At 70.8% G+C, this 24,584-nt stretch carries 19 protein-coding genes and 3 pseudogenes; 7 read left to right on the top strand and 15 right to left on the bottom strand.

All coding sequences use genetic code 11. From position 1 onward, the window contains the following. Together HDR73_RS12715 and HDR73_RS12710 are read left to right on the top strand one after the other, a co-directional pair. A pseudogene (locus HDR73_RS12715) lies at positions 1-101 on the top strand (IS481 family transposase); the annotation flags it as partial. Between the two features lie 350 nt (positions 102-451). After that, positions 452-1,321, top strand: coding sequence for an SDR family oxidoreductase (locus tag HDR73_RS12710; RefSeq protein ID WP_012299067.1), 870 nt, complete (start codon positions 452-454; stop codon positions 1,319-1,321). A 226-nt stretch (positions 1,322-1,547) separates the two neighbouring features. Here the strand turns inward: HDR73_RS12710 and HDR73_RS12705 are convergent, their stop codons facing one another. The 6 genes from HDR73_RS12705 to HDR73_RS12680 all read right to left on the bottom strand — a co-directional run bounded on the left by HDR73_RS12705 (position 1,548) and on the right by HDR73_RS12680 (position 4,929). Beyond that, the gene (locus HDR73_RS12705) at positions 1,548-1,844 is read right to left on the bottom strand and encodes a hypothetical protein (RefSeq protein ID WP_049791916.1); all 297 of its coding nucleotides are present in this window, start codon (positions 1,842-1,844) and stop codon (positions 1,548-1,550) included. 57 nt (positions 1,845-1,901) lie between these two features. Then, a complete protein-coding gene (locus HDR73_RS12700; protein WP_106408774.1) occupies positions 1,902-2,165 on the bottom strand; it encodes a hypothetical protein in 264 nt (87 codons plus the stop codon). After that, complete coding sequence (locus HDR73_RS12695) at positions 2,162-2,503, bottom strand: recombinase family protein (protein WP_133064083.1); 342 nt, start codon at positions 2,501-2,503, stop codon at positions 2,162-2,164. The genes HDR73_RS12700 and HDR73_RS12695 overlap by 4 nt, the downstream gene beginning before the upstream one ends. 156 nt (positions 2,504-2,659) lie before the next feature. Further along, positions 2,660-2,959 (bottom strand): metal-sensitive transcriptional regulator, encoded by a 300-nt coding sequence (locus HDR73_RS12690; protein WP_012299066.1) that lies wholly within the window; start codon positions 2,957-2,959, stop codon positions 2,660-2,662. Further along, entirely contained in the window at positions 2,956-3,255 is a 300-nt protein-coding gene (locus HDR73_RS12685; RefSeq protein WP_012299065.1) for a rhodanese-like domain-containing protein, read from the bottom strand. The genes HDR73_RS12690 and HDR73_RS12685 overlap by 4 nt, the downstream gene beginning before the upstream one ends. A gap of 15 nt (positions 3,256-3,270) precedes the next feature. Further along, a complete protein-coding gene (locus HDR73_RS12680) occupies positions 3,271-4,929 on the bottom strand; it encodes an FAD-dependent oxidoreductase (protein ID WP_012299064.1) in 1,659 nt (552 codons plus the stop codon). A gap of 75 nt (positions 4,930-5,004) precedes the next feature. Between HDR73_RS12680 and HDR73_RS16680 the strand changes: the two genes are divergently transcribed. From HDR73_RS16680 to HDR73_RS12665, 4 genes are all read left to right on the top strand, one after another. Beyond that, positions 5,005-5,172: a DUF8730 family Cys-rich protein gene (locus HDR73_RS16680; RefSeq protein ID WP_086935900.1), complete on the top strand. Its 168-nt coding sequence runs from the start codon at positions 5,005-5,007 to the stop codon at positions 5,170-5,172. Between the two features lie 582 nt (positions 5,173-5,754). Then, positions 5,755-6,282, top strand: a complete 528-nt coding sequence (locus HDR73_RS12675) for a TetR family transcriptional regulator (RefSeq protein WP_012299063.1) — start codon at positions 5,755-5,757, stop codon at positions 6,280-6,282. Then, positions 6,279-6,632, top strand: coding sequence for a DMT family transporter (locus tag HDR73_RS12670; protein WP_174270080.1), 354 nt, complete (start codon positions 6,279-6,281; stop codon positions 6,630-6,632). Before HDR73_RS12675 ends, HDR73_RS12670 begins: the two co-directional genes overlap by 4 nt. Further along, on the top strand, positions 6,632-6,949 hold the full coding sequence (locus tag HDR73_RS12665) for a DMT family transporter (RefSeq protein WP_012299061.1): 318 nt from the start codon (positions 6,632-6,634) through the stop codon (positions 6,947-6,949). Before HDR73_RS12670 ends, HDR73_RS12665 begins: the two co-directional genes overlap by 1 nt. 91 nt (positions 6,950-7,040) lie before the next feature. On the opposite strand, the gene HDR73_RS12660 is transcribed toward HDR73_RS12665, so the two are convergent. The 5 genes from HDR73_RS12660 to HDR73_RS12640 all read right to left on the bottom strand — a co-directional run bounded on the left by HDR73_RS12660 (position 7,041) and on the right by HDR73_RS12640 (position 15,753). Beyond that, positions 7,041-7,856, bottom strand: a complete 816-nt coding sequence (locus tag HDR73_RS12660; protein ID WP_223842612.1) for an SDR family NAD(P)-dependent oxidoreductase — start codon at positions 7,854-7,856, stop codon at positions 7,041-7,043. Then, complete coding sequence (locus HDR73_RS12655; protein ID WP_041464553.1) at positions 7,853-10,351, bottom strand: glycoside hydrolase family 2 TIM barrel-domain containing protein; 2,499 nt, start codon at positions 10,349-10,351, stop codon at positions 7,853-7,855. The genes HDR73_RS12660 and HDR73_RS12655 overlap by 4 nt, the downstream gene beginning before the upstream one ends. 250 nt (positions 10,352-10,601) lie before the next feature. Then, on the bottom strand, positions 10,602-11,582 hold the full coding sequence (locus tag HDR73_RS12650; RefSeq protein WP_012299059.1) for a LacI family DNA-binding transcriptional regulator: 981 nt from the start codon (positions 11,580-11,582) through the stop codon (positions 10,602-10,604). 92 nt (positions 11,583-11,674) lie between these two features. Continuing rightward, a complete protein-coding gene (locus tag HDR73_RS12645; protein ID WP_041464964.1) occupies positions 11,675-14,287 on the bottom strand; it encodes a glycoside hydrolase family 3 N-terminal domain-containing protein in 2,613 nt (870 codons plus the stop codon). Between the two features lie 125 nt (positions 14,288-14,412). Beyond that, entirely contained in the window at positions 14,413-15,753 is a 1,341-nt protein-coding gene (locus HDR73_RS12640; RefSeq protein ID WP_012299057.1) for an MFS transporter, read from the bottom strand. 278 nt (positions 15,754-16,031) lie between these two features. On the opposite strand from HDR73_RS12640, the gene HDR73_RS12635 reads away from it, so the two are divergent. Further along, complete coding sequence (locus tag HDR73_RS12635) at positions 16,032-18,296, top strand: beta-glucosidase (protein WP_012299056.1); 2,265 nt, start codon at positions 16,032-16,034, stop codon at positions 18,294-18,296. Between the two features lie 62 nt (positions 18,297-18,358). On the opposite strand, the gene HDR73_RS16585 is transcribed toward HDR73_RS12635, so the two are convergent. The 4 genes and pseudogenes from HDR73_RS16585 to yicI form a co-directional block, all read right to left on the bottom strand. Beyond that, positions 18,359-19,057, bottom strand: coding sequence for a family 1 glycosylhydrolase (locus HDR73_RS16585; protein WP_306295599.1), 699 nt, complete (start codon positions 19,055-19,057; stop codon positions 18,359-18,361). Between the two features lie 127 nt (positions 19,058-19,184). Further along, positions 19,185-19,541, bottom strand: a pseudogene (locus HDR73_RS16580) (family 1 glycosylhydrolase); the annotation flags it as partial. Between the two features lie 2,207 nt (positions 19,542-21,748). Continuing rightward, complete coding sequence (locus HDR73_RS12625; protein WP_133064082.1) at positions 21,749-22,018, bottom strand: hypothetical protein; 270 nt, start codon at positions 22,016-22,018, stop codon at positions 21,749-21,751. Positions 22,019-22,287: 269 nt separating this feature from the next. After that, positions 22,288-24,516, bottom strand: a pseudogene (gene yicI, locus HDR73_RS12620) (alpha-xylosidase). Positions 24,517-24,584: the final 68 nt, after the last annotated feature.

Raw genomic sequence — 24,584 nt, 5'->3', positions numbered from 1 at the left:
GCGCCGACGCGCTTGACCCCTTCATCGAGCACTACAACACTGAACGAATCCACTCAAGCCACGGGCTCACGCCCGCGGCCCGAGTGTCACCAACGTCATGACCCAGTACACCTAGCGCGGCTGGCGGAGGCCCGACCCGCCCGGTCGGCCGGACCCGGATGCCCTCCTCGCCGAGGACGGGACCCGGGCAAATTTACGCGCGACGGCAACGTGCGGGTGGTGTGCACATCCCGCGCAGCGGCATCTTCCCGGTCGGCACGTCGACGGTCACCTGCGCCGCGAAAGACCGTGACGGGAACGCGCGGACGTCCACATTCGACGTGATCATGACGCGTCCCGGGTCCTGATGCGCGGACGCACGGCACGACGCGGCCCCCGCCTCCTCGCGAGACGGGGCCGCCTCATGGCTGGTACAGCGAGTCTCCGACGACCGCGCCGACGGGAGTCCATCATGACCAGGCCCACCGCGGTCATCGCCGTCATCGGGGTGACAGGTGCCGTCGGGCGAGCGGTGTCCAGGAGCCTGGCGGACGCCCGTCTCCCGCCGCGGCTCCTCGTCCGGACGCCCGCGCGAGCGCCGGACCTGGCCGGCACCACGGTCCACGAGGCGGCGTACGGGGATCACGCAGCCTCCGTCGCCGCGCTGACCGGCGTCTCGACGGTGCTGATGGTCTCGGCGGCCGAGGACGAGCACCGGCTCGCGCAGCACGTCGCGTTCGTGGACGCGGCGGCCGAGGCGGGCGTCGAGCACGTCGTCTACACGTCCTTCGCAGGAGCGGAGGCGGACGCGACCTTCACGCTGGCCCGCGACCATCACGCGGCCGAGGAGAGGATCCGCACCTCCGGGATGACGTGGACGTTCCTGCGCGACGCCTTCTACATCGACTTCGTGAGCCAGCTCGTCGGCGACGACGGCGCGATCCGCGGGCCGGCCGGCGATGGCCGCGTCGCCGCGGTGACGCGCGCCGGCATCGCCGAGCTGGTGGTGGCCATCCTGCGGGATCCCGCTCCCCACGCGGGTGTCACGTACGACCTATCCGGACCCGAGGCGCTGACGATGGCAGAGATCGCCGCCACCGTCCGCGCGGCCACCGTCGGCGCGGCCACCGGGCGCACGGTGCGGTGTGAGGACGAGACCCGTGAGGAGGCGCGGGCGTCGCGGGCGGTCGGGAAGGCACCCGAATGGCAGCTCGACGCGTGGACCAGCACGTACACCGCGAGGGCCGCTGGCGAGATGGGTCACGTGAACGACGACGTCGCGCGAGTCCTCGGTCGTCGTCCGACGAGCCTGGCGGAGTCCCTGGCGGCGACGACGCGCTGAGGGGCCCGTCGGTGCGGATGGCCGCCACCGGAGGGAGGGTCCGGGACGGGATGCCCGCTCCGCTGATCACTGGATGACGTGGGGGATCGGGCCCAGCGTCGCACCCCGGGGAGGCGCTCGCCCGGATGGGCCCGGGCGGCGGGGCACCGGCGGTCAGGCACGACGGCTGTGGATGTCGTCGAACCCGGCAGGGAATGCGGGGGACTCCCGCCCCAGATCACCGGGATCAAGGCCGGACCAGCCGGTTGCGACAGGTGTGTGGGCGGCGCCGTTCGATGGCGCAGTCCTGATGCCGCTCTGTGTCGTCATCGGTGACGACGATGCAGGCGGCGGCTCCGATGACATCCTCGGTGATGGTCTCGAGCTGCGGGATCTCGAGGATCCGGGCGATCTGCGGGAAGAGCCGTTCCAGGAGACGGCAGGTGCCGCGGGTGAGGCGCGGGATCGCGGCGACGGCGTGCGCGTCGGTGAGGTCATCGGGATTCAGGGTGTGCTCCAGGCGCTTCCCGGGGCGGTCGAGCACGAACAGGAGCTCGCCTCGGCCGAGGGCCCGGTGACGGTGGGCGGAGCCGGTCGGGCGTCATCCGTCCTGTTCGTAGGTGCGCAGTATCGGCCACCGCCGTGGCAGCGGCGTCGTCGTGGGCAGCTCGGCGCGGGTGGCGGCGGTCGGGATGCGGTCGTCGACGGTGGTGATGGACGACCTGATCGCGTCGTCGAGACCGCCCAGGACGAGCACAGGAGTCGGGGCGGTTCCCGGGGCCGACGTGGCCAGGGAGGAGGGGAGCGACTCCGTGGTGATGGTGCCGCGCACGATCGCCCGCCGCAGCACGAGGGCGGTATTCATCGCGGACGGGTCGCCGGCGAATACGGCGTGTCCGCAGTTCGCGCGGGGGTCTGCACGCCGCGCTCGCAGAGGAGTGCCACGGTGCTGAGGACATCGAGCATGGAGCGGCCCAGGCGGTCGATGCGCGAGACGACGACGTGTCGCCGGTCTCGGCGCACTCGAGGAGTTCCTTCATGCCCGGCCACTCGATCGCGGACCGGCTGTCGGAGGTGCCTCGGCGAACGCGTGCCGCTCTGCACGCCGCCCGTCACCAGCGCGTCGAGCTGGCGCTGCGCATCCGGTCTCGTCGTGCTCACCCGCGGGCATCCCCGGAGGCCGGTCGGCGCGGCCTCTGTCATGAGCACCCGCGGCTGTCGCGGGGGAGACGCGTGACGGCGAGACGAGGGATGAAGACCTCGAGCGCCCCGAGGGCATGCTCGATGGGTCGTCCGCGAACCATCGCGATCCGGTGTCCCTGAGAGCCCTCGGCGTCCGCGACGAGATGATGCGCGCCGTCACGCCAGGGTGAGGAAGAGCTTCTCGATCTCCTCGATGGTGAGCTTCCGCGGAGAGGGCTCGGCGTCGTCGACGTCGTCGGCGACGAGGCACTGCTGCATCGCCGTGGAGACGATCGCGAACCCAGCGCGGTCCAGAGCACTGGACACGGCGGCGAGCTGGGTGACGACGTCGCGGCAGTCGCCGGCGTTCTCGACGGCGGTGATGACGGCGGTGAGCTGTCCCTGGGCGCGCTTGAGCCGGTTGGCGACCTTCCTCACCGCGTCGGCGTCGTGGAGCTGCCCGGTGCCGTCGTTCATGCGCGGTCCGTCGGCAGGTCGGCGTCGATCCAGGCGGAGGTGCCGCCGGTGACGTCGATGGCGTCGATGCCGCGGGCCGCGAGTGCGTCGGTGGCCCGGGCGCTGCGGCCGCCGGACTGGCAGATGACGTGCACGGGTTGGTCCGTCGGGATCTCATCGAGGCGTTCGCCGAGTTCGGACAGGGGGACGTTCACGGCCGAGCGGGCGTGGCCGCCGGCGTACTCGTCGGGTTCGCGTACGTCGATGATGGTCGCTCCCGTGGCAGCGGCGAGGTCGTGGACGGTGATGCTCTTCATGGGTCGTGCCTTCCGTCAGGCCGCGGTCGCGGCAGTGGTGCGGGTCGTGGATGCGGTTCCGGCTCGCCAGGTGAGCCAGCCGCCGTCGAGGTTGCGGACGTCGTGCCCGAGCTGGGTCAGGAGACGTGCGGCGGTGTGCCCGCGCTGTCCGACCTGGCAGTGCACGACGAGCGGTCCGGCGGGGAGCTCATCGTGGCGCGCGCGCAGCTCGTCCAACGGCAGCGACACGGCACCGGGGATCGCTGCGCTCGCGTGCTCGCCGGCCGTGCGGACATCGACCAGGGTCGCCCCGGCGTCGAGTGCGGCCTCGAGCTCGTGCCATTGGAGGGAACGGGTCGTGCCGGTGGCGGCGTTCTCGGCGACGTAGCCGAGGAGGTTCACGGGGTCCTTCGCGGATCCGTACTGCGGCGCGTACGCCAGCTCCAGCCGAGACAGCGCGGAGGCGGTCAGACCCCCGGTCATGGCGACCGCGATCACGTCCAGCCGCTTGTCGACGCCGTCGCGGCCGACGATCTGCGCGCCGAGGATCCGGTCGTCGTCCGGATCCACGAGGAGCTTGATCGCCATCTGCTGCGCACCCGGGTAGTAGCCAGCATGCGAGGCGGGGTGCGTGTGGATGATCCGGTGGCGCCGCCCCTCCGCGACGAGGCGCTTCTCGTTCCACCCGACGAGCCCGACGGTGATGCCGAGGATGCCGAGGATCGCGGTCCCGAGCGCGGGTGCGGCGTCGGTCACCGCAGCGCCGACGATGTCGTCGGCCGCGGCGCGTCCGTGCCGGTTGGCGAGTCCCGCCATCGTCACCAGCGTCGGGGCGCCGTCGAGGTGATCGATCTTCTCCACCCCGTCACCGACCGCCCAGATCGACGGGTCGCTCGTGCGCTGGCGACCGTCGACGGCGATGCCGCCACTCGGGCCGATGCTCAACCCGGCTCCGCGCGCGAGACCCGTCTCGGGGTGGACGCCGGCGGCCTGGATCACGAGGTCCGCTCTCACGCGAGTGCCGTCGGAGAGGTGCACGTGCCCGGCCGAGCCGCCCGTCACGGTCGTCCCGGTCCGGACGTCCACCTCCGCGGCGTGCAGCGTCTCATGGACAGGGGCTGCCATCTCCGGATCCAGCGGCGACAGCACTTGGTCGCCGCGCTGCACGAGCGTCACCCGCACGCCCCGGGCGAGGAGGTTCTCGACCGCCTCGAGCCCGATGAAGCCCGCACCGACCACGACGGCGTGCGCGTCCGTCCTGCCGTCGAGGAGAGCCATGATGCCGTCCACGTCCTCGACGCTCCGGAGCGTGGACGACGGCACACCGCCGTCAGGTGTGCTCGATGCCGTGCCCGCGCCCGCCGCGATCACCAGGTCGTCGTACTCGAGCACCTGATCGGCGGCTGCCTCGAGGTCGCGCACGGTCACGGTCTTCGCCGTCGCATCGATGGCGAGGACCTCGTGTCGCACCCGCACGTCGAGGCGGAAGCGAGCAGCGAGCGACTCCGGCGTCTGGAGGAGGAGCGACGCCCTCTCGGGGATCACGCCGCCCACGTGGTACGGGAGTCCGCAGTTCGCGAACGACACGTATGCGCCGCGTTCGAACACGACGATCTCGCGTCCCTCGTCCAGCCGCCGCAGCCGTGTCGCGGCCGACATCCCGCCGGCCACCCCTCCGATGATCACTGATCTCATGCGGACCACTATACCCCCGGGGGTATAGTTCGTCGAGTGCCGCACGTGCGGCATCCGACGACAAGGAGCAAGGGGATGTGCCGACAGGTGACGTGCAGGGTGTGCGGGAAGAAGGACTGGGCAGGCTGTGGACAGCACGTGGACCACGTCATGCGAGGAGTCGCGCGAACCGACCGATGCCAGGGCCACCCGAAGGCCGAATCGAGTGGCGGGCTGCTCGCGAGGCTCTTCCGCCGGGGCTAGCGGGTCTTCCCCGACCCCGGCACGACGCCAGCGCGTGCGAAGCCGGCTACCCCGAACCGACGTGTACCGGCAGCAGACCACCGCCGTTCAGCGGCACGAGTCACAGGCGCGCGTCCGTCGTCCAGGTGGTCCGGGGGATCTCCGATCGGACATCTCGACCGCCCTGGGTGAGCACTGGCGGTCGTTGCCTGCTCGCGTGATGCTCGCTGGCCCGAGCGCCCTCCCCTCGTGGTGCCGTGTCTCCGTCCGGGCCAGGGGAGACCTCGCGCATGTCTCGTGGAGACCCCGGCCGAGCGGCGTCATCGAGCGGATGCAGTCGGGCCGGGGGCCTCCGACGTTTCGCGTCTCTCCACGACATCGCGATCCTCGACGCCGAGAGCGCCCCCTCACCGCCGGTCACGCTCCGCAACAGCGTCACGCGCAGATGACGCAGCGATGTTCGTGACGCCTCATCGAGGCCCGTGCGGGTCTCGTGCGTCCGAGGGCCCGCCGACCGGGTGTCCGGTGTCGGGCAGGTATCGGCGTGGTGCCTGACTGCGCCTCCACAACACCTACCATCCGTTCGGTAGGTACACTGATAGCATGTCTTCCCCTGGCGAGATCCTGGAGCACGCCACCACTGTCCTCCGTCGCGGTGACTCCCTCACCATCGACTCGGTCGCCCGAGAGGCGGGCCTGACCAAGCCCGGTGTGATCCACCACTTCGCCACGAAAGAGGTCCTGGTGGTCTCCGTGGTGGATCACATCCTCGACCGTTGGGAAGCCGATCTCCGTGCGCGCGTCGGGGAGTCCGACGGCGCGACGGCGCGACTCCGCGCCTACGTGGATCACGCACTCGACGGAGATTTCGACCTCAGTGATCTGGCATTCCTCGTCGACGCGCGGATTTGTGAGCGACTCTCCCGCCTCTGGACGGCGCGGCTCGGACCATGGTTCGGCGAGGATCTCGCGGGGTCACCGACCCGGCGCGGTGCGCTGCGAGCCGCTCGCCTCCTCGCTGACGGGGCCTGGTTCAACGCCTCCCTCGGCATCCCGACAGCCGACGACGATGAGCGCGAGGTCGTTCGACGTCTCGCCCATGACCTCATCGGCAGGGGGGCACCCGCATGAGTCGAGACGTGAAGGGCTGGTCGCTCCTCGCCGTCGCCGTCCTCGCCGAGGTGGCGGGGTCGCTGTCGTTGAAGGGCGCGCTCGACCAACCGGCGCTGTACGTCCTGGTGGCTGTCGGCTACGTGAGCGCGTTCGTGCTGCTCGGCGCCGTCCTGCGAACGGGTATGGCACTGGGAGTCGCATACGGCGTCTGGGGAGCGGGCGGCGTCGCGTCGACGGCAGTCGGGTCATCCGTCGTGTTCCGCGAGCCGCTGACCCCGCTCATGGTCGCCGGCATCGCGGTGATCATGAGCGGGGTGCTCTGCATCGAGCTGGGTGCGCACGCCGCGAGAAGGGCGGAGGACCGCTGATGGCCTATCTGCTCTTGGCCGGCGCGATCCTGTTCGAGGTCGCCGGCACGGTGTCCCTCCGCCTCGCGGTCGATCGGCGGCGCTGGTATGCGGGGGTGGCCGTCGGATACCTCGCGGCGTTCGGCCTGCTCACCCTGACCCTCGACGCAGGAGTTCCCTTGGGCGTCGCCTACGGCATCTGGACGGCTGCCGGCGTCGCCCTCACCGCCGTGATCGGCGTGATCGCGTTCAAGGAGCGCTTCACCTGGTTGATGGGCATCGGCGTCGCCCTCGTGGTCGGGGGCGTGCTGCTCATCGAGCTCGGGACCGCCCACTGACCCGTTCCGCACCCGCAGCGACGCGACGAGCGATGCTCTGCGCTCACGGGCGTCCATCAACTCGCTCGTCGTCCGACAGGTCACCGATGCGCTACCCGGACGCGTGATCGGGTTCGACGTGCGCCGGTGGACCGCCTATGCGTGGGTCCCGCTGTCGATGCGGATCTCGGTCCCGGTGATGAACGCCCCGTCCTCGGACAGGAGCATGGCGATGACCCCCGCGGTCCTCCGGCCTCCCCATGTCGCCGTCGCCGAGCCGGGCACCGAGGTGGCCGAGGATGCTCCAGTCCGCGTCGGCGGGAAGGTTCTGCGGTGTCGTGCTCGTGATGCCGCTGTGGATGCCGCCGGGCACGATGTTGATCGCGCGGAGACCGTCTTTCGCGTACTCGAGGGCGACGGAGTGCGTGAACGCGGCGATGGCCCCCTTCGTCGCCGCATACGCGGCCATGTACGGGTGCGCGTAGAACGCGGACGTCGACGCGAAGTTGACGATGACGCCGGATCCGGTCGCGACGAGCGCCGGCAGCGCCTCCCGCACGACGAGGAACGTCCCGGTGAGGTTGACCTGCACGAGCCGGTTCCACCGCTCGAGCGTCATCTCGTGCGTGTGATCGCCGTAGAGGATCCCGGCGGCGTTGACGAGCCCGTCGATGCGGCCATTCCGCTCCAGGACATCGGCGACCGCCGACTGCACGGAGTGCTCATCCGCGATGTCGACGCGGCCCGTGGACAGTCGCTCGCGGTGATGCGCGGGTACGGCATCCGCCAGCTTCGCCAGGTCCTCGTCCCGGAGGTCGAGGGCCGTGACCACCGCACCTTCGCTGAGGAGTCGGAGGGCCGTGCCACGGCCGATGCCGGATGCGGCGCCGGTGACGATGACGACCTGATCGTCCAGACGGTCCTTCATGGGTTCTCCTTCGTGTCAGTGCTCATGGATGCTTCGGCTCGAACGCGCACGGTGACCGGGGCGAGCTCCGGCGCTGTGACGGTGACGTGGAGGTCACCCTCGCCGTCGGGGCGCACGACGGCGAGCACGCGTCCGTCGTAGGTGCCGTGCGTGTCGCCGTCGAAGCGCTCCGTGGTAAGTGGGCGGCCGCTGCCGAGCGCGACGAGCGAACCCGGGCCGTCCACCTGGACGGTCACGGGGCGGTCGCGGTGGTTCGCGAGAGCGCCCTCACGGTCACGCAGCTCGATCTCGACGAAGGAGAGGGCCCCGTCCCCGGTGCCGACGGTCTCGCGCTCCGCGCGGACCGCGAGCACGACGTCGTCGGACGCGGAGCGCAGATCGGCGCGACCGGTCTCCACGCCGCCGGTAAACGCCACGGCCGTCAACGTGCCGCGGCGGTACGGCAGCTCGAAGTCCGCGACGAAGCGCCGGCGTCCTCCGACCTGCACGCGGGCGTGGACCTCGCCGTCCAGCAGCAGCTCGATCTCGTCGGCGTCGCTGTACACCTCGAGGATCATGGGCGTGCCCTCCTCGGCGTCCCAGCTCCAGCTCTCGATCGCGTCCGTCCAGCTCCACTGGCCGAGGGTGAACGCGCGGCCGTGGTTCTCGGGGCGGCGGACCGCGATGAACGGGGTGGAGCGGAGGCCGAACACCGTCTCCCGGTAGTAGGACATGGGTCGTCGATGCCCGGTCATGTCGAGATCGGCGGACCACGAGGTGAGCCACGGGTACTCGCCGTCGAACCCGGTCGACTCGCCCTCGTACTTCACCCGGCCGACGCCCACCTCACCGAGGTAGTCCCAGCCGGACCAGGTGAAGTCGCCGATGACGTGCGGGTTGTCGGTCACGAGCCGCCAGTTCGCGTCGATCCGGGAGGGGAAGGTCTCGGTCCCGACGACGATGCGGCCGGGGTGATCGCGCCGTTCCATCTCGTAGCGGGCGTCGCCGTAGTTGAGGCCGACGACGTCGAGCAACGCGAAGGACTCCGCGATGGCCGCCGTGACCAGGGGGGACACCGCCACCTGGTCCATGAAGGCGTCGCCGTCGCCCATCAGGGCGTTCACCCCGCCGTCGCCCTCGGCTCCGTCGGAGGGGGCCGTCGCGACGGATGCGGCGGCCGCCATGGCCTCCTCCATCATCGCCGTGACCTCGGTGAGGGCGGAGACGAACCCGTTGATGCCGTTCGTGATGAAGCGCGTGTCGTCGAGCTCCCGGATCCTCTCGGCGAGCAGGCGCCCCCAGCCGCTGCCGATCGGGTTGCCCGTCTCGGGGATCTCATTGCCGATCGAGTACATGATCACGCTCGGGTGGTTGATGTCATCGGCGACCATCGCCTCGACGTCGCGCTCCCACCACTCCGGGAAGGCGAGGGAGTAGTCGAAGGGCGACTTCGACTCGCTCCACATGTCGAACGTCTCGTCCATGACGAGCATCCCGTGGCGGTCGCAGGCGTCGAGCATCGCGGCGCTCATCGGGTTGTGGCTGCTGCGGATCGCGTTGAATCCCGCCGCCTTGAGGAGCACCACGCGGCGCTCCTCGGCGTCGGCGAAGGTCGCCGCGCCCAGGATCCCGTTGTCGTGGTGGATGCACGCGCCGCGCAGCTTCACCGTCTCGCCGTTGATGCGCAGCCCATGATCCGGGTCGAGCTGCAGCGTGCGGATGCCGAAGGTCGTCTCCCGAGCGTCCAGCTCCTCGCCGTCACGGCGCACCGAGGTGCGGATCGTGTGCAGGGCAGGGCGGTCGACGCTCCATCGCTCCGGCTCGGCCACGTAGAGCCGTTGGCGCACGACGCCCGATATCCGCGGGAGGAGCGTGATGGGGCTCGTCCCGGTGCCGACGACGCGCCCGTCGGGCGTGACGGCCTCGCTCGCGACCTCGACCGTCACGGTGCGGAGGCCCGTGTTCCGCAGCTGCGTCTCGACCTGGACGACGGCGCGCCGATCGTCCACGTCGGGAGTCGTGATGCGGAGCCCGCCCTGCTCGACGACGTGGACCCGGCCGGAGACCCGGAGGTGCACCTCGCGGTAGATCCCCGCACCGGTGTACCAGCGGGAGTCGTCGTGCACGCGGGCATCGACGCGGATCGTGTTCTCCTCGCCGTACGCGAGGTGCGCGTCGAGGTCGACGACGAAGCTCGCGTAGCCGTTGGGGCGCTGTGCGGCAAATGCGCCGTTCACGTAGACCATCGCGTCGCGGTACACGCCCTCGAACTCGATCGAGACGTGCTTCTCGCTCCACTCGGAGGGGACGTCGAAGGCCTTCCGGTACTCGAAGGCGCCGTCCGGGAAGAACGCTCCCGCGGCACCGCTCGGAGCATCCGCGCGGCGTTCGAGGCCGATGAGGGCGTCGTGGGGGAGGCGCACGGCTGAGCCGGCGGCCGCCTGCCCCTGCACGTCGGCAAAGATGCTGGTCTTGCGGCGGTGAGACCAGCCGGTGTTGAAGGGCATGCGGGTCATCGGCGTCTCTCTGGGGTGAGGGTCGCGGCGCGACAGGGGCGGTGGAGGCAGGGGCTCGGGCCGGGAACGCCGATGCGACCCCCTTGCCAGGATCATTATGCGCAAAGCGTTGACGCGTGTCAACGCCACATGCGCGACGGCGCTGGACACTCGACCGCAGGCGGCGGGAACCTGCTCGGGGCCGGGAACAGCCGGCCGACGCAGCGCCTCCGCGGGCGACGGCGGCGGTGCGCGGGACGACCCGCGGCGGTCAGACCCGAGGGGGCAGGGTCGTCTCGCCGGCGATGACGCGGAGGCGCTGCTGGACCTCGCGCGCGGGGTCGAGCACGTCCCTGCCGGGCCCGCGGCCGAGGATGTCCTCGACTATCTCCACGCCGCTGAACTCGATGTCGTAGTCCACCGTCGTGATCGACGGTGTCGACGAGCGCGCGATGGGGGAGTTGTCGATGCCGATGATGCCGAGGCGGCGCGGTACGTCGATCCCCTGGCTGATCGCCGCTCCGAGGAGGGCGGCGGCCACCTCGTCGTTGTACGCCGCGAAGCCGACCGGGCCGGCGGGGAGGTCGCGGATCGCATCGAAGGCCCCGCCCCGCTCCATGGTGACGTGACGCGTCGGGATCACGTCGATCCCGGCCTCCCGGGCCCACGCCCGCACGCCCGCCTCCCGCGGTGCGGCGAACGACTCCTCCCGGGCCGACACCGGGAGCACGGCGGCGAGCGTGGTGTACCCGCTCGCGGCCAGGTGCTCTGCCTGGAGCCGGCCGAAGGACTCGTCGATGGCGGCCTGCAGGGCGGCGGACTGGGCGACGAGCCGCACCCCGCGGGCCAGCACGCGCTCCTGCTGCTCGTCGCTGAGGTACGCGAGGCTGACCACCCCGAACGGCTTGAGCCTCAGGATCGCGTCCTCCAGCGAGTCCAACGAGTCGTCAGAGCCGACGAATCGGAGCAGGTTCGTGAGACCGGCTTCGGCGAGCCCACGGGTGACCGCGTCGATGAGCTCGCGCAGGCGGGCGTTGAACGTGATGTCGGGGATCAGGGTGATGACGATGTCGCTGGTCCCGCGGGCGAGCGTGCGGCCCGCCATGGAGGGGCGGTAGCCGAGCTCCGCCGCGGCCGCGCGGACCCGGGTGACGGTCTCCTCGAGGAACAGGTGCTCCCGTCCGTTGAGGATCTGACTCACGGTCGACCGGGACAGACCCGCGTGTTGCGCGACGTCGGCGCTCGTTGCCATGGCGGGAACCCTCCTGTCCGGATCAGCTTGCCATACCGGCGGTCAGTGCCTCCGACGGTGCGGACCGGCCCCTGCCCGCGCCGGCCCGCACGTCAGGATCCGACATGCGCTACGCGCACCCGCTCGACGAGGTCGTCCACGAGGGAACCGGGGATGGCGCCCTGGCTGTAGAAGGCCATCCGCTCCAACGACAGGCCGAACGCGTCGGCGAGCATGTCCTCCTCCACGCCGCCGAGCGCGGCCCGCAGCTCGGGACCGCCGACGGGGTGGTCCAGCCACTCGCGGACGGTGCTCTCCGCGGTCACGGGCACCACGGATGCGAGGTCGATCGCGCGCGCGGGCCCTGTGGCGGCGTCGGGGTCGACGGGGTTCGACCGGATGGTGCTCACGAGCGCGCGGTCACGTCCGGGACGGGCCTCCCCGCCCGTGAGCACGACCTTCGCCTGCAGGGCGGAGACGGCCGACGACGGTCCCACGTAGAAGCGGATCAACCCCGGTTCCACCACCCAGCCGTCCGTCGCGTCCCAGAGGGCGAACACGCTCGCCGGGACGTCGATCGACACGCGCACGGCCGCACCCGCCTCGAGTGCGACGCGCTCGTAGCCGACGAGCACGCGTCCGCGTCGCGTCGTGCGGCCGACCATGTCGCGGCCGTAGACCTGCACCACCTCGTCGCCGGAGCGCTCACCGACGTTCACGACGGTGAAGGAGAGTCGGACGGAACCGTCGGTCGGCACCTCGTCGGACTCGACCGCCAGGTCGCGGTACTCGAAGGCCGTGTAGCTGAGGCCGTGCCCGAAGGGGAACACCGCGCGCGTGGATCCGTCGGCGTAGCTGTCCGGCATCAGCGTGCGCCAGTAGGGTAGCGGTGCCGCTCCGACGGACTCCAGCATCGCGATGGGCAGCCGCCCGGCGGGGTTCACGTCGCCGAAGAGCACGGAGGCGACGGCCGGGCCCGCCTCCTCGCCGCCGAAGAACGACGAGACGATGGCGGGCACCGTCTCGGCCATCCAGCCGAGCACATAGGGCCGCCCGTGGCTGAGGACGACGACCGTGGGGGTACCGGTGGCGACGACAGCCTCCACGAGCTCGCGCTGGATGCCGGGGAGCTCGCAGGTGGCGCTGTCGATGCCCTCGCCGACCGTGCCGTACGCGCCGATGCCGGCCTGGTCGCCGACGACGAGGACGGCGACGTCGGCCGTGCGGGCGGTCTCGACGGCCTCGGCGATGCCCGAGCGGTCCTCGGAGCTCACGGGGCAGCCGCGGGCGTACACGACGGAGGAGCCCTCGTGCGCCCGCGCGCGGATGCCCTCGAGGAACGTGACGACGGGCACGGACTCCACGAGGAGCTCCGCGCCGTCCGCCCCGGTGTCGAGGTCCGCGCTGATGCGCGCCTGCGGGTTGGCGGCCTCGGCGAAGCGCTGCGTCATGCTGTCGAGCACCTGGTAGCTGTAGTTCCCCAGCTGCCCCATCGGCCGGTGGGCGTTCGGGCCGATGACGGCGATCCACTGGGGCGTCGACGGCAGCGGGAGCACCGGGGTGCCGTCGACGGCCTCGTTGCGCAGGAGGATGGCGGACCGCTCCGCGACGAGGCGGGCGAGCGCCCGGTCCTCGTCCGAGTCGAGGGACTCGGGTACGGCGTCGAGGTCGATGTACGGCTGATCGAGGAGCCCGATCTCCAGCTTCGCGCGGAGGATCCCGCCGACCGCGTCGTCCAGCTCCGCCACCGTGAGCACGCCGTCGCGCACCGCGGCCACGATGACGCCCCCGGAGACCTTGTTGTCGAGGTCGGCGTTGACGCCGGCGCGCAGCGCCTGAGCGAACGCATGGGCGGCATCCGGGGCGGTGGCGTGCTTGGTGGACAGCTGCGACACCGCCTCCAGGTCGGAGGTGATGAGGCCGTCGAAGCCGAGCTCGTCGCGGAGGAGCCCCCGGAGCAGCGCCCGGGAACCGGTGACGGGCACGCCGTCGATGGAGTTGTACGCCGGCATGACGCCGCGGGCGCCGCCGAGGTGGATGGCCATCTCGAAGGGCAGCGCGTAGACCTCGCGGAGCTCGTGGGCGCCCATGTGCGCGACGTCGGTGTTGCGGCCGCCGTCGCTCGCCCCGTAGCCGATGAAGTGCTTGAGGGTGGCGATCAGCGGGCGCTCCGGATCCGCCGTCTGCAGCCCGTCCACGAACGCGCTGGCCATGGTGCCGACGAGGTAGGGCTCCTCGCCGTACGTCTCCTCGACCCGGCCCCAGCGCGGATCCCGGGCCACGTCCGCGAGCGGGGACAGCGCCTGGCGGATGCCCATGCGGGACATCTGCAGGCCGATGCGCGACGCGACCGTCCGGATGAGCGGCGCGTCCCAGGTGGCGGCCTGCGCGATGGCGTCCGGGAAGGTCGTGGCTCCGCGGACCTTGAGCCCGATGAGCGCCTCCTCGGCGAGCAGGACGGGGATGCCGAGGCGGGTGCCCTCCACGTGCGCCCGCTGCAGCGCGTCGCCCTTCCGCGCCGCGTCCCGGGGCAGCGCTCCGAGCGATAACAGGGCCGCGGTGGCCGTGCCCCAGCCGGCCTCCGGCGGGGTGTGGACGTCGACCGCGGTGCCGAACGGGCACGTGATCTGGGCGGCCTTCTCCTCGAGCGTCATGCGGGCGAGGAGGTCCCGCACCCGGTCTACGGTGTCCAGACGGGTGTCGCGGTGGTCGGGGTCGGTGCTCATGGGGATGTCCTCGGAGTCGGAGTCGGAGTCGGAGTCGGAGTCGGAGTCGGAGTCGGGGTGGATGCGGACGGGCAGGGGAGGCTGGGAAGGGGGTGGCGCCCCGCGGGATGCCACCCCCTGTCGCATCAGCGGACTCCGCGGATCCGCGAGGTGGTGATGATGGTCCCGAGCCCGAGCATGCCGCCGAAGATGAAGAGCAGCGAGTAGTTGTCTCCTCCGCCGATGGCGAGGACGACGGGGGCGACGATGGGGGCGATGATCCCCGGGATGCCGGATGACATGTAGTAGATGGCCATGTACTTGCCCGCCTTGTCCTTCTCCGGGAGGAGGTCCGTCGCCATGGCGAGGTCCACGGAGGTGAACGCACCCGTCCCTGCGCTGAGGAGGGCGCCGCCGATGATGAAGCTGTTGAGGTCCGGGGCTAGCGAGACCCACACCAGGCCGCCGGCGATGAGCAGCGCCGCGCCGTAGATGAAGGGCTTGCGTCGGCGGAGCTTGTCGGACAGGAAGCCGCCCAGGACCGCGAAGACCATGAGGGCCAGGAGGCTGACGCCTCCGGCGACGGCCAGGTTCCGGCCGGCTTTCTCCGGCGTGTACCCGAGTCGATCGAGCAGGAAGTAGAGCTGGTAGGTGCTGAAGAACGTGAAGCCGAACTGCAGCAGGAACTTCCCGAGGAACACGAAGGCGAAGTCACGGTGCTTCCGGGGATCGAAGTAGAAGCCCTTGAAGACGTCGGCGATGGACGGCACGAGGGTGTCCGCGGGAGCAGCCCGCTCCTTGAGGAGCAGCACCAGGATGAGCACCCCCAGGGCGAAGACGGCAGGGGGGAGCAGGAAGAGGAAGAAGATGTTGCCCGTCAGGAAGCTGCCGAGCAGGCTTGCCCCTACGCCGGCGAACGCCGCGGAGAGGCCGCCGAGCGCGCCCAGGCGCCCGCGCTGCTCAGTGGGCACGAACTCCGCGAGGATCGGGTTGAAGCCGGCGCTGATCACGGCCACCGCGAGCTGGGCGACCGCCCAGCCCAGGATCATCACGGGCACGTTCGGCGCGGCGGCGAGGACAAGTCCACCCAGCGCGGAGATCACGACTCCACCCACGAGCCACGGCCGGCGGCGCCCCCACCTCAGCCGGGTCGCGTCGCTCAGCACGCCGGCGACCGGGCCGCCGACGAGGCCGATGATGCCGCCGAGACCCAACACGAGGCCGAGGCTCACGTTGCGGTTGTCCGGGTCGATGAGCTGGACCTTGTAGGCGAGGCTGAAGAGGGCGGGCATCAGCATCACGAGGTTCAGACCGAAGTAGCTGAACATGTAGATGAGGATGAAGCCCAGGCCGACGCGCGCCGGCTCAGCGGCAGGCGGCGGCCCGCTGCCCTCGAGCTCGTCGAGGACGTAGTCGGCGACGGCCTCGGCGGCGTTCGGCAGGATCTGCGCGGGGTTCTGATCGGGTGAGGAAGGTGCGGGGGTCACGGTGGCTCCATTGGCATCCGGTGGTGCAGGTTCTCGAGCCGGTGCGTCGATGACCGGCTGGAGGGGACGGTACGCCGTGCGTTGTCGCGTGTCAACTGCCGATGTCATTTGTCGTTGACGCGCGCCAACGCCCGTGGTTCAGTAGGGCGATGCGATGACGCGTCCTCTCGCGAGCCGCGACGGCGTCGACGCCGCCATCACCACGAGCACGAGCACCAGCACCAGCACCGGCCGCCATCGTCGGCGGCTCGCACCGACCCACGCCAGGAGGCACCGCCATGGAAGAGACACGACCCCACGATCCCCGGGAGGACCGGATCGCCGGGCTGAGCCGGCTGCCCCTTGAGCGCAAGGCGGCGCTCGTGTCGGGCAGGAGCTTCTGGGAGACCGAGGCCATCGAGGAGATCGGCCTCCCGCCGGTCGTCCTCGCGGACGGGACCTACGGCCTGCGTCACCAGTCCGGGCAGCACGACCATCTCGCCATGTTCGAGAGCGACCCCGCGACGTGCTTCCCGCCCGGAGTCGCCGTCGGCTCCAGCTGGGATCCGGAGCTGGCGGCCCGGCTCGGGCACGCGATCGGACGCGAGGCACGGGCGCAGGGCGTGGACATCGTCCTCGGACCCGGGATCAACATCAAGCGCTCCCCGCTGTGCGGGCGCAACTTCGAGTACTACTCGGAGGACCCGCTGCTCGCCGGGGTGCTCGGAGCCTCCTTCACCCGAGGTCTGCAGGCTGAGGGACCGGGGGTCTCCGTCAAGCACTTCGCGGCGAACAACCAGGAGACGAACCGGCAGACGATCAGTGCCGACGTCGACGAGCGGACGCTGCGGGAGATCTACCTGCCCGCCTTCGAGCGGGTCGTCACGGAGGCGTCGCCGGCGACCGTCATGTCCGCGTACAACAAGATCAACGGGATCCCCTCCGCGGAGAACCGGTGGCTGCTCACCGACCTCCTCCGCGAGGAGTGGGGCTTCACGGGCGCCGTCGTCTCCGACTGGAACGCCATCACCGACCGGGTCGCCGCCCTCGCTGCGGGCCTCGACCTCGACATGCCCGGGGGCAGCGGTGCCTTCGACGACGACATCGTCGCCGCCGTCCGCTCCGGCGCCCTCCGGGAGGAGGACCTGGACGCCAGCGTCGCGCGCATCGCCCGGCTGGCCCGCTACCGCTCGACGGCACCCGTCTCGACGGCACCCGTCGACGTGGACTACGCGCGTCATCACGTCATCGCGAGAGAGCTCGCGGCGGAGTGCGCCGTCCTCCTCCGCAACGAGGGCGACGTGCTCCCGCTGGGACCCGGCCTGCGCGTGGCGGTCATCGGGCAGTTCGCCGAGGAGCCCCGGTACCAGGGGGGAGGAAGCGCGCACGTGCACCCGACCCGGATCGACACCCCGCTCGAGGAGATCCGCGACCTGGCCATGCAGGACGGCGTCTCCGTCGCGTACGCCCGGGGCTTCCGGACGGACGTCGCCGGGGACGACGCGCTCGCCTCGTCCGCCGTCGAGGAGGCGCGTCGGTCCGACGTGGCCATCGTGTTCGCCGGGCTGGACGAGCGCGCCGAGTCGGAGGGGATCGACCGTGCGGACATGGACCTCCCCCGCGATCAGGTCGAGCTCATCCTGGCCGTCGCGGAAGCCGCCCCGCGGACCGTGGTCGTGCTCGCCAACGGGGGCGTGGTGTCGCTCGAGGGCTGGCACGATGCCGTCGACGGGATCCTCGAGGGGTTCCTGCTCGGCCAGGGCGGCGGCCACGCGCTCGCCGAGATCCTCTTCGGGCGCGTGAACCCCTCCGGGCACCTGGCGGAGACGATCCCGTTCCGCCTCGATGACCACCCCTCGAGCCTCAACTTCCCCGGGGAGCAGGGGAGCGTCCGGTACGGGGAGGGCGTCATGGTCGGGTACCGCTACTTCCCGACGTTCGGCAGGGCCGTCCGGTACCCGTTCGGCCATGGTCTCTCCTACACGACCTTCTCGACGGGCGAGCCCCGGATCGAGGTCGTCGGCGCCGATTCGGTCCTCGTCCGGGTGGACGTGGCGAACACCGGCGCCCGCGCCGGCAAGCACGTCGTCCAGGTCTACGTGGGGACGGACGCCGGACCCGTGCGGCGCCCGTCGCGGGAGCTGCGCGCCTTCGACAAGGTGCACCTGCAGCCCGGCGAGACGCGGACGGTCGAGCTGGAGCTGCCCCGTCGCGCGTTCGCCTACTGGGACGTGCTCCGAGGCGGGTGGATCGTGAGCCCCGGCGAGTACCGGATCCAGGTGGCCGCCGACGCGGAGACGGTCCTCCACGAGGTCGCCGTCGAGCTGGCCGGCGACGTGGCCGAGACGGAGCTCACCATGGACACCGCCATGGGCGTGTGGTTCGAGCACCCCCGGTTGGGCGCGCGTGTCATCGAGGTCCTGGGCCTCACTGACGACGCGGTGTCCCCGGAGCACATGGCGATGATGGCGTCCATGACGATGCGGCAGTTCGGCGCGATCTCGGGCATGGAGCTGCCGCAGGACGCCCTCGACGAGATCATGGCCGCCAGCCGACCCACCTGATCGACCGGGCACCGAAGACGGTGCGACGACGGGCTCGCCGCGAGATCGCGGCGAGCCCGTCGTCATGCCCGGAGGGCGTCACACCGCGTTCGCGCGGGCGATGCCCCCAACCACGCGAGGCTCGGCTTCGGCGTGCGCACGAACGTCTCCCGATCGACGGCCACGAGGCCGAAGGTGGGCTTCCAGCGGCCCCACTCGAAGTTGTCCAGCAGGCTCCAGTGGCAGTACCCGCGCACGTCGATGCCGTCCGCGATGGCATCGGCCATGGCCGTGAGCGCCCCCGTCGTGTACTCGATGCGGCGGGCGTCGTCCCCCGTGGCGATCCCGTTCTCCGTCACGATGACGGGCACGTCGGGGAGCGTCTCGTGCGTGTGGCGGATCGCGATCCCCAGCGCGTCCGGACGGTAGGCCCAGCCGGTCAGCGTGTTGCCCGGATCCTCGGGATGCGGCACAGCGCCGTCGCGGCCGACGGACTGGCTCGTGTACGACTGCACCCCGATGTAGTCGTCCCCCTGCGCCGCCTCGAGGTACATGCCCTCCCAACGGTGCCGCAGCGCCGCGTGCTCCCGCTCGGCACCGGGCAGGGCGACGAACGCCTGGTTGGCGACCGTCCAGCCCACCTGCGCGCCGGTGAGGCGCCGGATGACCGGGACGGCGGCCCGGTGCGCGGCGACGAGGGCCGCGCCGATCTCGGGATCGGGATCCGGCACCGTGGGGTAGGTGCCCGTCGCGGCCATGACGCGGAGCGCCCCGTGGTTCATCGCGACGACGTTGGGCTCGTTGATGGTGCAGATGTAGGGGACGTCCGCGAGGATGCTGCAGGCCTGCTCGACCGAAGCGCGCGAACACCGCGGCGGAGCCGTCGGCCAGCCATCCGCCGTCCTCCTCGAACCACATGGGGTGCGTGAAGTGGTGGATGGTGACGAACGGCGTGAGTCCGAGCTCCCGCGCCGTGTCGATCATGCGTCGGTAATGCGCGAGCTCGGCGCGGGAGAACTGGCCGCGTGCCGGTTCGATGCGCGACCATTCCAGGCTGAAGCGGTAGGTGCCGAGGCCCGACGCGGCGAGGAGCTCCATGTCCTCGCGGTAGCGGTGGTAGCTGTCGTTCGCGTCGCCGCTGAGGTCCATGTACCCCTGGGAAGCCTGCTCGAGGTGCCAGAAGTCGTTGTTCACGTTGTTGCCCTCGACCTGGTGGGCCGCGGTCGCGGCGCCCCACAGGAAGTCGGCGGGGAATGAGCGGGTCATGATCCTTCTCTCGTCGGTGTGCCGGTGACCGGGCGGGCCGACCCTCGAGGCGGGCGCACCCCGGACGAGGAGGTGCACGAGAGCATGAGCGTCCGTTCCTCCTCGTCGAGGTCGCGCGAGCGCGCGACGGCCATGCGTCGAGGCCGTGGCGGCCCCCGAACAAGACTGTAGCCAAAGTATTGTCGCGTGACAATGGGCGGGCGCGGCAGGGCAGAGTCCTAGGGCGCATCGCCGAGCCATGAGAGACAAGGAAACCGGTGGCGCAGGAGTGCCTCCGTCAGCCCGCGTTCCCTCGCCATGCGCGCGTGATCGGTGCCCCATTCCGCGGGCACGGAGCGTCTCGACGGCCTCCGAGATGAGAACCGCACGACGGCGATCACAGTCCCGCTCACGCCCCTCGCCGCCCGACGCCGGGACCGGCGCCGATACGTCGCAGAACAGGTGCGCACCGAGGGTCGCGCTCCCAGGCAAGGCACTGCCGTGCTCGACCCCCGGCGGCACCGTGAGCACGATCGCTCCGGCGACGATCGCGGCCATACCGAGGGCGACGCCCCAGTCGATGTTCTCCCGGAACACGAACCATGTCAGCAGAGCGGTCGCGACGCCCTCCGCGTTGAGCAGCAGCGCCGCACCGGAAGCGCCATGTTCACGAGCCCGATGAGCAGGAGCACAGGCCGAGGCTCTCGCCGAAAAAAGGTCGCCCCCATCCGTTACTCGGGTTCAGGGCAACGCAGGAATCAGCCGTAGATGGCGAAGCGCCGACTAGCGCTGGCGAGTCATCTCAAGCTTTCCGAGTGCGCATGGCTGGGTTGCGGACGTCAGTCCGGTATCGGTGCCGAACCGGTGTACACCCTCCACCTCAGTGAAGGCCCGACCCATATGGGTCCGCGGGAACCGACGAGATAATGTACCGGATTGCAGCCGGGGTCCAGGCTACGCGCGGGGATCGTGTCGTAGCTGAAAACCTGATACACACCTGTCCCCGGAACGTACGTGGTGGCCTCGGCGTAGTGGTTGTCGATGTAGGGCGCGGGATGCACTTCGTTCAATATGACGCATTTTCCCGCAGGAGGAAGTCCCGGGCCGGTGATGCGGATGCTGTAGACGGAGTTGTCGTCCTCATGCCACCGTGTAGCGAAGTGGACGGTATGACCACCGGCATTGTCGTGTACGAGCCCGACCGAGGGATCGGGAGCCTCGGCCGAGGCTGGCGCGGTGCCAGCTCCGATGAGTAGGCTTCCTGTGATCAAGATGAGCCCGGTGGTCCGGAATCGTGAGGCCGACAGCCATCGCCTGCTCGGGTGTCCGATCTGCATCTGTGCTCATTTCTGTTCGGCCGCTTCGCGGCGGTGGAGCCCCTGGGATCGGCCGCGGACGCGGCGGGGTTCGGGAAGCTTGTCTCACGTGCGCACGGGGCGCGTTCGACTGTCCACACCTTGACCGCGACCCCGTGCGGTCCGGTAATGGGTCGAGATCCATGGGGCGAGCGAAGGTGTCGCGGGTATGCCTGAGTTCGCCTTCGTGCGGTATTACCGCGGCGACGGCACTGTCGTCGCAGGGCACTGCTGTTCAGTGAGCAACTGGCACGTGACGTGGTGTGCGGATCCGCCGTGCACGACCGCGTCGAGACAGCCCACGACGACGCGGCGTCGAAGTTTCTGTCGAGCACGGCCGTGGCAGATCCCGCGCGTGCGCCGGCCGTGGTCGAGGCACCGATTGCCGCCGGTGCGGCGGACTGGTCGACCCGACACGGCTCTCGCCGACGACGACATGCTCGCCAGTGGCACGTGGCAGGCTTTCGTACTGCTCGGTGATGTCCGCTCGTCGGTGCTTCGACATCGGCTTCACAGCGGCGGTGCAGTCCGGCTTCCGTGCGTGCGGCAGCCGCCCACGGTGCCCGGTGCTACGGCCGTCGAGCTGCTCCTCGACGCCGCGCCACATGAGCTTTCAACCCGAGCTGGTCGTGCCCGCATCACCGGCTGGCCGAGCCGCGGGAGGCTGGGGCTGGCACTCACGACGATTCGGGGGTGCGCCTGGCGTCGCCGTCGCCGCGGCATGCGGTGGCGACACGGTCCGGTACGGGGACCTGCGCACCGCGGAGGCCGGAGTCTCTCAGGGATCCGAGCTGGGTGGGCCGACGAGGAGGACCGGACGGTCTGGGCGCGGCGAAGCCGCCGCGGGCGTCGAGGGATCGTCACCATCGACGGTCACACGTCCCTGCGGCGATCCATCGGCACGGATGCGACGACGACGACGCTCATCGGGGATGTGGGCCGGGTTGCGGCGCGAGCAGGGCGCTGCCCGGGGCGGGAGCGGTCGCGCACCGCGAGACGGACCGGATGGCCTTCTTCCACCTCGACGGCCGCGCCCTCCGCCTTCAGGGCGATGTCCGAGACGCCCATGCGCGGGCGCGTGGACACGCGGCCGACGATCACGCTGATGGTCGAGGAGAGGGATAGGAACGCGAGCGCGAGCACGATGTCCACGCGTGAGGACCGCCGGCGCGTTCGGCCGGCGAACGCACGTCGCGGCACCGCACGGACGTCGGGGAAGCGGGGATCAGGTCCGCCATCCGTGGGTCGCACCGAGGCGCGCGTCGCGCTGCTCCTCGGATCGGCTGCCGCCCTGCAGCCCGCCCCTCGATCCTGAGCGGTGCGCTCCGCCGCGGGGCGTGGTGGCACGTCGACGACAGTACCGATCTTGCCCGATGGCGACCGGGTCCCAGGCGGACTCGGCTGAGCTGTGGTCAGTTCGACCGTGCTCCGCGCACGACGGCACGGGGTGCCGAGGCCCCCAGCGGGGGGATGACCGTGAGGGATCCGCCCCGGCGCTCGACGCTGAACGTCGTCGCCTCGGTCGAGCGCGCGTCCGTGATGGTGACATCGGACGTGCCTTCCGGACCAGGGAAGACGTGGAGCGCCAGGCCGTCGAGGTAGTCATAGTCAGGCCGATCGTCGCGGCTACCGACCGGGATGATCGCCCCTTCGCGCACGTACAGCGGAAGAGTGTCGAACCCGTGCCTCTCTGTGCGCCACGTGCCGCCGTCGACGACCTCGTCGGTGAACCAGTTCGTCCAGCGGCCGTGCGGGAGGTAGAAGTCGGCGGTCCCGTCGGCGGCGAACACCGGGGCGACCAGGAGGTCGCCGCCGAGCATGTACTGCGTGTCGAGGTGGGTGACCGCGCGATCGTCGAAGAACTCGAGCGCCATCGGGCGCATCACGGGCACACCGCGCTCGTGGGCCTCGACGCCGGCCTGGAAAAGGTACGGCATGAGCGAGAGCTTGAGCTTCGTGAAGGACCGCGTGACGTCGACGGCCTCCTCGTCGAACAGCCACGGCACCCGGTACGAGCTGGACCCGTGCAGCCGGGAGTGCGAGGACAGCAGCCCGAACGCGAGCCACCGCTTGAACACGCCGGCATCGGGTAGCCCTTCGAAGCCGCCCATGTCATGCGCCCAGAAGCCGAACCCGCCCATGGAGAGCGAGAGGCCACCACGGAGGGTCTCGGCCATGGAGACGTGGCTGGAGGAGTTGTCGCCACCCCAGTGCACGGGCATCGCCTGGCCGCCGACGGTCGCAGACCGGGCGAACACCACCGCGTCCCGCTCGCCGCGCTCCTCGACGAGTACCTCGTGCACGGCCTGGTTGTAGAGCTGCGCGTAGAGGTTGTGCATGGCCTCGGGGTGGCTGCCGTCGTGCCAGACGACGTCGGTCGGGATCCGCTCGCCAAAGTCGCTCTTGAACGAGTCGACCCCCTGCGCGACGAGCTGGCGCAGGTAGCCCTGCTACCAGGTGACCGCGTCGGGGTCGGTGAAGTCGACGAGTGCCATGCCGGCCTGCCACATGTCCCACTGCCAGACGTCGCCGTCGGGCTTCCGCACGAGGTAGCCGGCGGCGGCGGCCTCGTCGAACAGTCGCGAGCGCTGGGCGATGTAGGGGTTGATCCAGACGCACACCCTGAGGTCGCGGTCGTGCAGGCGCTGGAGCATGCCGTCGGGGTCGGGGAACGCGCGGGGGTCCCAGACGAAGTCGGTCCAGTTGAACTCGCGCATCCAGAAGCAGTCGAAGTGGAAGGCGGACAGCGGCAGATCGCGCTCGGCGAAGCCGTCGATGAAGGAGTTGACGGTGTCCTCGTCGTAGACGGTGGTGAAGCTCGTGGTGAGCCAGAGGCCATAGCTCCACGCGGGCACGATTGCTGGACGACCGGCCAGGGCCGTGTACCGCTCGAGCACGTCCTTGCCGGTAGGGCCGGCGATGACGAGGTACTCCAGCACTTCGCCCTCGACAGAGAACTGGACACGCTCGACGGTCTCGGTGCCGACCTCGAACGACACCGCTCCCGGGTCATCCACGAGCACGCCGTAGCCTCGGTCGGAGAGGTAGAAGGGGATGTTCTTGTAGGACTGCTCGCTGGAGGTGCCGCCGTCGGCGTTCCAGATGTCGACGGTCTGGCCGTTCTTCACGAGCGGGCCGAAGCGCTCGCCCAGTCCGTAGATGTGCTCGCCGACGCCGAGGTCGAGCTGCTCGTGGACGAAGGCGCGGCCGGCTGCGTCGCGCATGTAGCCGACGGAGCGATGGCCGGAACCGGTGAGGCGCGTTCCGCCCGAGGTGAACTCCAGCGACCAGGGCGCTCCCTCGCGCACGGTCGCCGTGAGCGGTCCGCTGGTCAGGGTGCCGATGCCGTCGAGGACGGTCGCTTCGCCCACCCGCTGCCCCTGATCGCCCGGCAGGGAGAAGCCGCCACGACCGCGGGTGCCGCGGTGGTGCTCGATGCGGACCCGGATCACGCCCTCTGCGGGGGAGGTGAGGGAGACGGTGACCAGGGGCCGGTTGAGGGTGTCGCCGCGGCTCTCGATGCGCTTGGTGGGCGCGTACGCGACGAGGCCGCCGCCCTGCTCCCACACGTCGTGGGTCTCTTGCGCGTAGAGCGCGGTGACGCCGGGGAGAATCTCCCAGTAGCCGTCGGTGAACTTCATGGCTGCGTCCTGTCGTCGGTCGAGGTGGCGGGGGAGTGGGGTCGAGCGGTGGTCATGAGCTGGACCTC

The organism is Clavibacter sp. (assembly GCF_014802555.1).
In the GTDB taxonomy this organism is placed as follows: Bacteria; Actinomycetota; Actinomycetes; order Actinomycetales; family Microbacteriaceae; genus Clavibacter; species Clavibacter sepedonicus.
The sequence above is the reverse complement of the archived record's forward strand: the minus strand, read 5'-3'. Positions and strand labels throughout refer to the sequence as shown.